General features: G+C 55.4%; 8 protein-coding genes. 7 read left to right on the top strand and 1 reads right to left on the bottom strand.

Going from position 1 to position 12,722, the window contains the following annotated elements; translation table 11 throughout:
• Positions 1-30: 30 nt before the first annotated feature.
• On the bottom strand, positions 31-1,047 hold the full coding sequence (locus NNL35_RS30360) for a M23 family metallopeptidase (RefSeq protein WP_006678557.1): 1,017 nt from the start codon (positions 1,045-1,047) through the stop codon (positions 31-33).
• A 280-nt stretch (positions 1,048-1,327) separates the two neighbouring features.
• Here NNL35_RS30360 and lonB point away from each other — a divergent pair, with 280 nt between their 5' ends.
• From lonB to NNL35_RS10180, 7 genes are all read left to right on the top strand, one after another.
• Entirely contained in the window at positions 1,328-3,058 is a 1,731-nt protein-coding gene (gene lonB / locus NNL35_RS10150) for an ATP-dependent protease LonB (protein WP_006678558.1), read from the top strand.
• Between the two features lie 89 nt (positions 3,059-3,147).
• The gene (gene lon / locus NNL35_RS10155; RefSeq protein ID WP_006678559.1) at positions 3,148-5,475 is read left to right on the top strand and encodes an endopeptidase La; all 2,328 of its coding nucleotides are present in this window, start codon (positions 3,148-3,150) and stop codon (positions 5,473-5,475) included.
• A gap of 206 nt (positions 5,476-5,681) precedes the next feature.
• Complete coding sequence (locus NNL35_RS10160; RefSeq protein ID WP_254553326.1) at positions 5,682-6,989, top strand: hypothetical protein; 1,308 nt, start codon at positions 5,682-5,684, stop codon at positions 6,987-6,989.
• 836 nt (positions 6,990-7,825) lie between these two features.
• Positions 7,826-8,449, top strand: coding sequence for a ribosome biogenesis GTP-binding protein YihA/YsxC (gene yihA / locus NNL35_RS10165; RefSeq protein WP_006676659.1), 624 nt, complete (start codon positions 7,826-7,828; stop codon positions 8,447-8,449).
• A gap of 239 nt (positions 8,450-8,688) precedes the next feature.
• Positions 8,689-9,270, top strand: coding sequence for a hypothetical protein (locus NNL35_RS10170; protein WP_006676660.1), 582 nt, complete (start codon positions 8,689-8,691; stop codon positions 9,268-9,270).
• A 303-nt stretch (positions 9,271-9,573) separates the two neighbouring features.
• Positions 9,574-9,972, top strand: a complete 399-nt coding sequence (speD, locus tag NNL35_RS10175; protein ID WP_006676661.1) for an adenosylmethionine decarboxylase — start codon at positions 9,574-9,576, stop codon at positions 9,970-9,972.
• 277 nt (positions 9,973-10,249) lie between these two features.
• The gene (locus NNL35_RS10180) at positions 10,250-12,697 is read left to right on the top strand and encodes a DUF4855 domain-containing protein (RefSeq protein WP_006676662.1); all 2,448 of its coding nucleotides are present in this window, start codon (positions 10,250-10,252) and stop codon (positions 12,695-12,697) included.
• Positions 12,698-12,722: the final 25 nt, after the last annotated feature.

Consider the following 12,722-nt stretch of genomic DNA (forward strand, 5'->3'; position numbering starts at 1 on the left):
TCTGCCCCTCTCTTGTCATTTGACATTTCTCTACTTGTCTCCGGAACCGATATAGATGGCGGGATCGACCGCCTCTTCGCCTTGGCGGACCTCGAAATGCAAGTGAGCCCCGGTACTTCTGCCGGTCGAGCCCATCTTGCCGATTACCTGCCCCTTTTTCACCTGCTCTCCGGAACGGACGCCGCGCTCGCTGAGATGAAGGTAGCGGGTAGTCAGCGATGAACCGTGATCGATGATAAGGTAGTTGCCCTTCATCTTGTCGTGATTCGAAGCGATGACTTTGCCGTCTGCCGCGGCGTAGACGGGATCCCCCTTGTCCCCTCCAATATCGAGCCCGGCATGGAACGCGCTGCTTCCATAGAACGGGTCGGAGCGGCTGCCGAAGCGGGATGTAATATAGGTGCTGTCCGTCGGCCAGAAGGTAGGGGTGGAATCGAGCCGCTGCTTGAATGTCTCGGCTTGCGCCAACAGGGCGGGAATCGTCGTCATCCAGTCCCGCCATGTCGCTTCCATCCGGCGCAACTGCCGATGTGTATCTGCCAATGAATTCGAGGTAGCAGTCAGCGGATGAAGGCGGGAATCAGAGGGCGCGTCATCGGACAGCCTCTGAATATATTCACCGCCTACGGGAAGCCGACCAGCTTCGCCCAGCGAAAATGTCTTGCCGGTGGAAGAACCTGCCGGCGACTGTACCGCTTCTCCGGAGGCGCTCAAGTATTGCTTCAACTGCTGCTCCCATTTCGCCACTTGATCCATTCGCTCCTTCATCCGATTCGATTCGGTCATAATCGCGGATAATTGGCGGTGGGCGGTCGCAAGCTGCTCCTGCTTCTCCGTTATATCTGATTCCAGCTTCGCCTGCTGCACGCGCATGGCGTTCATCGATGCCGTCTGGGCGATGACAAGAGTTATTGCTGCCGTGATCGAGACAATGATCGCAATGCCGGCAACCGTGATGAGCAGCGCCGGAATGCTGAACTGAACCGCCGGGCGGTCAGCCCCGCGAATCAGCATCCACGTCCAACGCTTGCTGCGCTTCGTAGCCATTTGCCATATCCTCCTGGATGGATAAAGATAATCGGGAAAACGGAACGCTCTCCTTACAACACTCCTATTGTACATGAGGTGTAGTAAAATGTAACCAATTTCTTGGAAAGTTTTGACGATTGTTCACGATACATGCGGAGATTTGTCTTGCAGAGAGCTTATCATTTCTCATTCCCACTTCGGGAGCCACTTATAATGCACCCGGCAAAGGGTAATACTACCAAGTATTGAACTTTACCGGATTTCTTGCGCCATGGGGCCGCTACGGGAGGATGAAACGATGAATTTAAGTATTATATTGATGTTGATTAACGCGTTTTTTGCCGTTGTAATCGGGATATATTTCTGGAATCTGCTGCGGAACCAGAAGGGCAACCGGACTGCTGTCGACCGCGAATCGAAAAAGGAGATGGATAAGCTGAACAAGCTGCGCTCCATCTCGCTGACGAAGCCGTTGGCAGAGAAGACGAGACCGACCACGATGAACGACATCGTCGGACAGCGTGACGGCTTGAAGGCGCTCAAGGCCGCGCTGTGCAGCTCGAATCCACAGCATGTGATCGTGTACGGCCCGCCCGGCGTCGGCAAGACGGCGGCTGCCCGCGTCGTGCTGGAGGAGGCGAAAAAGAATCCAAGCTCTCCATTTACGAAGGAAGCCAAATTCACCGAGATCGATGCGACGACCGCCCGGTTCGACGAGCGGGGAATCGCCGATCCGCTTATCGGTTCCGTTCATGATCCGATCTATCAGGGAGCCGGAGCGATGGGCGTCGCCGGCATTCCCCAGCCGAAGCCGGGCGCCGTCACGAAGGCGCATGGAGGGATGCTGTTCATCGATGAGATCGGCGAACTTCATCCGATTCAGATGAATAAGCTGCTCAAGGTGCTCGAGGATCGGAAAGTGTTTCTGGAGAGCGCCTACTACAATTCGGAGGATTCCAATATTCCGACATACATCCATGACATATTCCAGAACGGCCTTCCGGCCGATTTCCGCCTCGTCGGCGCGACGACGCGTTCCCCGCAGGAACTGCCCCCTGCGCTGCGTTCGCGCTGCATGGAGGTCTATTTCCGCCCGCTGCTGCCTGCGGAAATTGAGTCGATAGCCGAGCATGCGGTGCGCAAGATCGGATTTCCGCCGTCTGAAGCTGCGGTTAATATGGTGAAGCGCTATGCCACGAACGGCCGGGAAGCGGTCAACATGATCCAGCTTGCTGCCGGTCTGGCGATGTCCGAGGGGCGTTCGGCCATTGAGGGCGCCGATGTGGAATGGGTCGCGAACAGCAGCCAGATTCCGCCGCGCCCGGACCGGAAGGTGCCCTCTGAGCCGCAGATTGGCCTGGTGAACGGGTTGGCTGTCTACGGACCTAGCATGGGCGCGCTGCTGGAGATCGAGGTGAACTCGATTCGGGTTAAAAATGGCACCGGCACCTACACGATTACCGGCGTCGTGGATGAAGAGGAGCTGGGCGGCGGCAGCCGCACCCTGCGCCGCAAAAGCATGGCCAAAGGCTCGGTCGAGAATGTGCTTACGGTGCTGCGCAGCCTGGGCTACGAACCGTCCAATTACGATCTGCATATCAATTTCCCGGGAGGATCGCCGGTTGACGGCCCTTCGGCCGGGGTAGCGATGGTCATCGCGATCGCGTCCGCGATGAACCAGTGGCCGGTAGACAATAAGCTGGCGATGACCGGGGAGATCAGCATCCATGGCCGGGTCAAGCCGGTTGGCGGCGTGCTGGCGAAGGTGGAAGCCGCCTTCCAGGCGGGGGCGACGCGCGTGCTTATCCCGAAGGAGAACTGGCTCGAAATATTCTCCGACCTGGAGGGAGGACTGCAGGTCATTCCGATTGAGCATGTGGACGAAGCGTTCGCTCACACCTTCGGCCATGTGATGGAAGAAGGGGCGCATCCGGCGGCGAAGCCTTATGAACGGGCAGCGGGGGCGGCAATGCCGCTGCTTCATGCGGAAGCATCCGAGAAGGGAGCCCATCCTGAATCGAAGGGATGAGGGCAGGAAATTGGAGTTTTGCTTGAACATTTGATAAAATATTGGTTACATGTGCATTTACAACAAGCATAACCATGGGGGTGCGATCGATGGGGCTTAAACCTATAAAAAGTCGGCGTCTGCCTCTTCTGCCGCTGAGAGGATTGCTCGTATACCCGAGCATGGTGCTTCATCTTGATGTCGGGCGTGACAAATCGGTCAAGGCGCTGGAGCAGGCCATGATGGAGGATCAGATGCTGCTGCTGTGCTCCCAGTCCGAGGTGAGCATCGAAGAGCCGTCTCAGGAAGACATCTATCGCATTGGAACGATAGCCAAGGTGCGCCAAATGCTGCGTCTGCCGAATAGCACCATCCGGGTGCTGGTCGAAGGCGTGGAGCGTGCGGAAATCGCAGAATATGTGCCGAATGACGAATATTACGAGGTCAACGCGACGCCGCTGCAGGATGAAGATCACGGGACTTCATCCGAGACGGAAGCCTTGATGCGAATGGTATTAACGCAGTTCGAGAACTATGTCCATATGTCGAAGAAAGTGACACCGGAGACGCTGACGGCCGTGACCGATATTTCGGAGCCGGGGCGTCTGGCGGATGTCATCGCCAGCCATCTCCCGTTGAAGATGAAGGATAAGCAGGAGCTGCTCGAGACCGTCTCCGCCGCCGGGAGGTTGAACAAGCTGCTCCAAATGCTGAACAACGAGAGCGAAGTGCTGGAGCTGGAGAAGAAGATCAACCAGCGCGTCAAGAAGCAGATGGAGAAGACGCAAAAAGAATATTATTTGCGGGAGCAGATGAAGGCGATTCAGAAGGAGCTCGGCGACAAGGAAGGACGTGCCGGCGAGATCGAGGAGCTGCGTTCGCAGCTGGCTGAACTGGAAGCCCCCGACAAGGTGAAGGACAAAATCCAGAAGGAAATCGATCGTCTGGAGAAGATGCCTTCCACTTCGGCGGAAGGATCGGTAATCCGCAACTATATTGACTGGTTATTCCTTATTCCATGGTCCAAGCGCACGGAAGACGATCTTGACCTCCACAAGGCGGAATCCATCCTGGATGAAGATCATTACGGCCTTGATAAGCCGAAGGAGCGGGTGCTGGAGTATTTGGCTGTGCAGCAGATGGTGAAGCGGATGAAGGGCCCGATCCTGTGTCTGGTTGGCCCTCCGGGTGTCGGGAAGACTTCGCTTGCCCGCTCCATCGCCAAGTCGCTCGGGCGCCAGTTCATTCGCATCTCGCTCGGCGGCGTGCGCGATGAAGCGGAGATCCGCGGCCATCGGCGCACCTATGTGGGGGCGATGCCAGGACGCATCGTGCAGGCGATGAAGAATGCAGGGACGATGAACCCGGTCCTGCTCCTAGACGAGATCGACAAGATGGCTTCCGATTTCCGCGGTGATCCGGCTTCCGCCCTGCTAGAGGTGCTGGATCCGGAGCAGAATAATGCGTTCAGCGATCACTTTGTCGAGCTGCCGGTCGATTTGTCTCATGTCATGTTCGTAACGACGGCCAATGCAGTACATAATATTCCGCGTCCGCTGCTGGACCGGATGGAGCTGATCTCGCTCTCGGGATATACGGAGCTGGAGAAGCTCGAGATAGCGTCCCGCCATCTGCTGCCGAAGCAGAAGCGGGAGCATGGGTTCGAAGACGAGCAGCTGCATGTCGAAGAAGGCGTCGTGCGCCGGGTCATCCGGGAATATACCCGGGAGGCTGGCGTAAGGCAGCTGGAGCAGCAGTTAGCCGCGCTGTGCCGCAAAGCGGCGCGGATGATTGTATCGGATGGCGTAACGGAAGTGACGATTCAAGCCGATGAGCTAACCGACTACTTGGGCGTTCCCAAATACCGTTATGGCCTGGCGGAGCAGCATAATCAGGTGGGTACGGTCACCGGACTGGCCTGGACGGAGGTTGGCGGCGACACCCTCAATGTTGAAGTGAGCGTCGTGCCGGGCACCGGCAAGCTGCTGCTGACCGGCAAGCTGGGCGACGTGATGAAGGAATCCGCCCAGGCCGCGTTCAGCTACATCCGTTCCAGAGCAGCCGAATTCCATCTGGAATCCGATTTCCATGAGAAGGCCGACATTCATATTCACGTGCCCGAAGGAGCGATTCCGAAGGACGGCCCGTCGGCGGGAATTACGATGGCGACGGCTCTCGTCTCGGCGCTGACGAACCGCTATGTCTCGAAAGATGTGGCGATGACCGGGGAGATTACGCTCCGCGGCCGGGTTCTGCCGATCGGGGGCTTGAAGGAGAAGTCACTTGCCGCTTTGCGCGCCGGCATCAAGACCGTCATTTATCCAGCTGAGAATATGCGGGACTTGAACGATATACCGGAGAGCGTGCGCCAAGAGATGACATTCATACCGGCGGCGCACATGGATGAAGTGCTGCAGCATGCCTTGCTGGCGCAGTAAGGCTAAGCCTAGGCCAGTGCAGCGGGAACCTCAGAAGAGGTAGCCCAGCAGAGGCCGAGGAAGCGATGGACGCATATTTATCCTAATTGATGAATAGTCGCATACGCACCATCACGTACCGTCCGGCACCAATCCGGACGGTATTTTTTTCGATAATAAGATGCTGTTGGTCTGTAGAGGAAAGTGAATAACTTGTCTGCCTTCTTATGGCCAATATCCCCGTCGCGCAGGAAGCGGGAAGAACCCGGCTACTCCTTATGGTCAATATCCCCGTCGCGCAGGAAACAGAAAGCCCCCGCTTGCTCTTTATGATCAATATCCCCATCGCACAGGAAGTCGAAAACTCCTGTCTGCTTCTTATGGCCAATATCCCCGTCGCGCAGGAAGCGGGAAGAACCCGGCTACTCCTTATGGTCAATATCCCCGTCGCGCAGGAAGCGGAAGAACCCCAGCTGCTTCTTATGGCCTATATCCCCGTCGGGCAGGAAGCGGAAGAACCCCAGCTGCTTCTTATGGCCAATATGCCCGTCGCGCAGGAAGCGGAAGAACCCCAGCTGCTTCTTATTGCCAATATGCCCGTCGCGCAGGAAGCAGAAAGCCCCCCCTTGCTCTTTATGATCAATATCCCCATCGCACAGGAAGCGGAAGAACCCTGTCTACTCCTTATGGTCGATATCCCCGTCGCGCAGGAAGCAGAAAGCCCCCGCTTGCTTCTTATGATTAATATCCCCGTCGGGCAGGAAGCGGAAGAACCCCAGCTGCTTCCTATGGTCGATATCCCCATCGCACAGGAAGCGGAAGAACCCTGTCTACTCCTTATGGTCGATATCCCCGTCGCGCAGGAAGCAGAGGAACCCCAACTGCTTCTTATGGCCAATATCCCCGTCGCGCAGGAAGCGGAAGAAGCCCGGCTACTCCTTATGGTCAATATCCCCGTCGCGCAGGAAATAGAGGAACCCCAGCTGCTTCTTATGGCCAATACCCCCGTCGGGCAGGAAATAGAGGAACCCCAGCTGCTTCTTATGGCCAATATCCCCGTCGGGCAGGAAGCGGAAGAACCCCAGCTGCTCCTTGTGGTCGATATCCCCGTCGCGCAGGAAGCAGAAAGCCCCCGCTTGCTCTTTATGATCAATATCCCCATCGCACAGGAAGCGGAAGAACCCTGTCTACTCCTTATGGTCGATATCCCCGTCGCGCAGGAAGCAGAAAGCCCCCGCTTGCTCTTTATGATCAATATCCCCATCGCACAGGAAGCGGAAGAACCCTGTCTACTCCTTATGGTCGATATCCCCGTCACGCAGGAAGCAGAAAGCCCCCGCTTGCTTCTTATGATCAATATCCCCGTCGCGCAGGAAGCGGAAAAACCCCGGCAGCTTCTTATGGTCGATATCCCCGTCGCGCAGGAAGCGGAAAAACCCCAGCTGCTTCTTATGATCAATTTCCCCGTCGCGCAGGAAGCGGAAGAACCCCAGCTGCTTCTTATGGCCTATATCCCCGTCGGGCAGGAAGCGTAAGAACCCCGGCTACTCCTTATGGCCAATATCCCCGTCACGCAGGAAGCAGAGGAACCTGCCTACTCCTTACAGCCAAATATCCCCATAGCACAGGAAAGAGAAATAACTGCGGCAGTTTGTTTATGAGGAGTTTCCGATAAAAAATGGGAACGTCAAAGACAGAAGTTTCATTAAATAAGCGAGTGTAATTGGGTTACTTCACCAAATATCCGCTTGCTAACTTATCGAGAAAGGCGCGAAACTGAAGTGATTTGTTGGGTTGAGGCTCCTCCTGACCGTTTGGGATAATGGATAAGAGGAAGGCGTGCCCCTAAGTGCTGGGGAAAGCTGAGCAAAAGGAAGGTGTGTTCCTGAGAACTGGGGAGACTGAACAAAAGGACGTTGAGCCCCTAAGTGTTGGGGAAAGCTGAATAAAAGGAAGGCACGTCTCTGAGTGTTGAGGAGACCGGACAAAAGGACGTTGGGCCCCTAAGTGCTAGGGAAAGCTGAGCAAAAGGAAGGTGTGTCCCTGAGAGCTGGGGAGACTGAACAAAAGGATGTTGTGCCCCTGAGTGCTGTTGAAACTGGAAAAAAGGAAGCAGCACTCCTGAGCGCAAGGGAGACTGCATATAAGGATGCCCGCGGCACGAATCACGGGGCAATAGCGCTGGCCAGAATCAGGCAAGTCACGTCATTGGCTCATGAGCTTGTTTTTGATCTGCTGTATTAAGTGGCTGTCGTAAAGCAGGCCAGCCGGATTCGCTTAGCCAGGGGGCGCTTTGTGCTGAGTGAATGAAGTAGTGTACAATAGAGGCACGATTAAGACAGATATATACATCGTTAAGGGAGCACGGAATATGAAGATTACGAATGCCGAATTCATTATTAGCGCGGTCGGTCCGGCCCAATATCCGGATGACGGTTTTCCGGAGATCGGTCTTGCCGGCCGTTCCAATGTAGGGAAGTCGTCCCTCATTAATAAGATGATTATGCGTAAAAATCTGGCCCGTACCAGCTCGCAGCCAGGCAAGACTCAGCAGCTTAACTATTACCGGATTAATGATAGTATGTACTTCGTCGACGTTCCGGGATACGGTTATGCCAAAGTATCCAAAGTGCAGCGCGCCGCTTGGGGCAAAATGATCGAGGCTTACTTCCGCGAACGCGACGCGCTGCGGCTCGTGCTGCTCGTCGTCGATCTGCGGCATCCGCCTACCGAGGACGACTGCATGATGCATCAGTGGCTGACCCATTACGAGGTGCCGGTCGCCGTCGTCGCCACGAAGGCGGATAAAGTGCCGAAGAGCCGCTGGCCCAAGCATTTGAAGCAGGTCCGGACGACACTCGGTCTGCACGCGGATACGCCGCTTGTTCTGTTCTCGGCCGAGACCGGGCAGGGCCGGGAGGAGCTGTGGGATATTATTCTGTCTCACCAATCGTCCGGGGAGACGGAACAAGAGCATTTGCATCCGGATGAATAATTATGCACCTCGGGTGGATAGGCTATCGCCCATAAAATCGGTGATCGCATGCGGGAGACTGCGCTGGAACAGTTATTTAGTGAGGATCAAGGGAGAAACATTGGCTGAATTCCGGCTGATTGCGATTTTTTCAAAAATCCACTCGTATTTGGCGGCTCGTAAACAGGAATTCATTTTGACGTTGTAGTATAATAAGAGTATGATTTTCAGGCAGTAAAAACGAATTAAGGAGAGTTTTTATGGCTCGGCGGTTAGCCACAGAGTATGTGAAAGCCAGTTTGCAGTTGACGGAAGCTCAGTTGACCCGATTTTTACAGTCGCTTGCCCTGCATTCCGTTGGGGTAAAAGTATTGGAGAACGGCAATCAAGAGGTGGTTCTTGAGGACGGCCAGGGTGATGAGATTACCTTCCTGTTCGAGAAGCAAGGCAATCGGTATGTCTGTGTAACGTCTTGCCGCTTGGTTCATCCGAAATTGACGCAAGTGATGCATAAGCTTGTGGCGACATTCCGTGGCGAAGCGGTAGTCAATCGCATCTTTGCCGGATTTACGATGACTTATTATTATGAAGACGGTGCAGTACGCAAGATTGAAGAACGGAAGCATCAAGAGTCGCGTATCATTTACGAGCATAAGGATACCGTACGCGACCTGCAGAAGATGTTCCAGAAGAACGGCGCGGAGCTTCGAATCGATTCCGTGCAGAAGCAGGTAAATATGCTGCTGGATGAGCGGAATCAGGCGCATTCCACTGAATTAATCCAACACATCGACGCGCAATTAAGCCGTCTCGCACATCAATTGTTCATACTTGAAGCATAGAAGCATACGATCAAGAGATCATCTTGCTGAAGACCCTGCGCTCCTTACGGGAGAGCAGGGTTCTTTTGTGCTTGCAGGAAGGACAGGTGACCGTACACAGCAGGCTGACAAGTTGCTGAAAAAAAGGGTTGCATTTATGTGCGGAAGATGTTATTTTTAATCTCGTTGAAAACAATATAGGAACCAGGATTCACTCAGGACATTGCATGTTGCGAGAGATTTTTCCCTCGAGAAGTGAATGACGTAGGTCCTAGCGGATGAAATTTTTACAACATTTTATTCCTAGGAAGGGGGAACCGAAAGATGGAATACTCAACTTTCGGAAGACACGTTGCTGTTGATACATGGGGAGTCGACTTTGATTTGCTGAATAATGCGGAATATTTGCAGACCCAGCTGGTTGAAGCCGCCGAGGCATGTGGAGCAACCGTCTTGTCCGTTCAATCCAAGCAGTTTGAACCACAAGGGGCAACCGTCCTTGTCATGTTGTCTGAAAGTCATCTTTCTATCCACACATATCCTGAACGTGGATTTGCAGCCATCGATTGTTATACTTGCGGCGAGACCGTCGATCCGCAGTTGGCCATTGATTACCTGGTCTCTGTATTGAAACCGGAACGTACCTATGCCAAGAAGTTGATTCGCGGCCTGGGGGAAATGGAAGTCGTCACACCAGACATGAATGTAAAGCAATTCGTATAAAATGGCGTTCAGCCCGTTTGCCTGCGATGATGCAGGGAACGGGTTTTTTTATTTTGCTTTGATTTATCGTCCTATTTTTCTCATTGAATTGGAGGACTTATCCGAATACGATGGTAACAAATAAATGATTTATTCATTTATCCGGAGCGGTACATTCTGTTTTGCTCGCCTTCCATCCGATGAGCCTGATTCGTATGGACAGGGAGGGGAAAGCAATCGGTTCCGGGACAGTTTTGAAAACGCTTTCATTTAAGCGTACAACTTGTCGAAAAGGGGGTTGATTTCTATTCGATCGCAATACAAGCACAAACGGATCGTATCGCTCGGTCCCCGCTTCCTTATTCTCTGCCTGCTTCTGCAATGGCTGGCCGTGTCTGGCGCGCATGCGGAAGCGGCGGATTCCGATCCAGGGAAGACGCTGGTGAATCTGGCGTTGGACAAGCCTGTTACGGTGTCCGAGCCGAATGCCATCTTCGATACGATTCAGGGGATCGGGAAATACGGAAAAGAAACCCCGCTCGATCAGTCGGGGATGCTGACCGATGGCCGCTACGGAGATACCGCGGACTGGCAAAATACAGAAGACTGGTTCGTATTTTACCGCAAGCTGAAGCGGGAGGTCATCGTCGATCTGGAGGAGATCTCCACCATTGAGCGCATTGCAACCGGCTTCGGCCAGCGGAACGATGTCGGCATCGCGCCGCCGCTCTATATTCGATTCTTCGCGTCGCAGGATGGGGCGACTTACCGTTATCTGGGCAAAGCGGGACCGGATGAGCCGCTCTACTTCGCCGATGCGCGCACAGCGACGGATATGCATCGGAAGGCGTACGTGCTCGATACGCTGACTGACGGAACGAAGCTGGCGGTACAAGCCCGCTACATCAAGCTCGAATTCGCGATCAACTTTTTCGGCTGGATGGATGAGATCGAGATATGGGGCAAGCAGGGCGCTTCGGAGCCGCTCCAGCCGCTGCCTGAGATCAGCGATGATTGGGAGCCTGGGCACTATCCTTCACCTGGCAGCCAGGAAGCCGCAGGCGTGAAGGACCAGTTCCTCTGGTATTCCGGCCCGATGAAGCCGGGCAGTGAGAGGTTCACCGATTGGACCCCGGAGAAGGCGGAAGCGTTCCTTGCGTACAAAGATATTTACGGGACGATCAAGGATTGGTTCTTCACCGATATTTTGGCACTGCCGGTCACGGCGATGGTGACGCCTTCCGGCGTCGATGCGAGCGGCAATGCCCGATTCGTGACGATGGACGATCTGAAGGCGTACCTCGATTTTATTTTTGCCCCCGGCTCTCAACTGGCCGCCATCGACGAGGCCGCTGGCACCATCAACGACACCTTGAAGACGGAGCAGACGGTGCGCGTGACCGTGGCGATACCGCAAATAGAGGAAAGCTCGAACTTCGGCGACATGAACGGAACCGGAGAGCCGTTCAGCTTACGGGCGGCGGATTTCGCCGGCATGGTGGACGACCCGCAGTCCTACGAAGGCCGCAAGCAAATGAACGAGCTGGCATTCCGCAATAAGACGGCCGCCGTCCAATGGTACATCGATGAGGTGGAGCGCCGTTTCCTTGAGAGGGGATTCGCCCATCTGAAGCTCGACGGCTTCTACTGGTACCATGAGCGGATTGGGGAGACGACAGGCGATTCTGAGCTTATCCGGGAGACGGCGAAGCTGCTCCATGACCGGAACCGCTGGTTCACGTGGATTCCGTATATCGGCCCGGGATCGGCGTACCAGTGGCGAGACTTGGGCTTCGATGCCGCTTCGATTCAGCCGGGGTTCGCCTTCGGCGTCTCGAAGAAGGCCATCTTCCCGCATGTGGCCGAGCTGGCCCGCAAGACCGGCGCTTCCGTTGAAGTCGAGTATGACGATTACCGGACGCTGGCTCAATATTTGAACTATGGCGTCTTCGAACGCTATATGAGTGACGCGCCGAACACCTACTATTTGGGCGCGATGCCGATCGTGGACGGGGCTTACGCCTTGGCGCCGCTGGATGATCGGGCACCGGATGCGATGTCCTCCATCCGCCGCAGCGTCTATGACCGCCTGTACGAGTATGTGAAGGACCGGTATGAACCGCGTTTTACCGTAACGCTGGAGACGAATGCTTCACAGCCTGCGGACATCCGGGTCAAGGCTACCGTGCCGCTGGCGGATGGATTCACCGAAGGGGAGATCTCCATCCGCTACAACCCGGAGACCGCGAAGTTCGACCGGCTCACGCTTCCGGAGAGCCTTGGTCCTGAGATGAATGTCCAGGCGGAGGATGATGGCGACGGGCAGGTAACGGTCCGGTTCCATACCGATCCGGACCATGCCCTGGAAGCGGATCTGCTCGCGAAGCGCAGCCCGATGACGGGGGCTCCCGAGCTGGCGACGCTTCACTTCTCTGCGATCGGGCCGGATGCCGGAGCCCGGGATTTCGTCCTCCAGCCGGACGGCACAATGACGAACCGGGACGGCGTCGTGTACCGCAACTGGGGAGCCGGCGATATCGTGCCGGGTTCGGCCGAGGATCAGCTGGTTCAGGCAACGGAGGCGGTCAAGCGCTTCGAGAGCACGCATCTGAAGGCGGATTGGAAGGAGGGGAAGAGCCGGCTGAAGCAGCTTCCGAAGAGCCCGGTACGGGAGCGGCTGGAGGCGCGGCTCGACGCGGCCAAGCGGCAAGCGGGCTTCCCGGCATTGGAAGCCGATGAGCAATAAACAAACATAACCAGCACAAGGGGGA

The sequence above is a fragment of the Paenibacillus dendritiformis genome (assembly GCF_945605565.1).
GTDB classification, from domain to species: domain Bacteria; phylum Bacillota; class Bacilli; order Paenibacillales; family Paenibacillaceae; genus Paenibacillus_B; species Paenibacillus_B dendritiformis_A.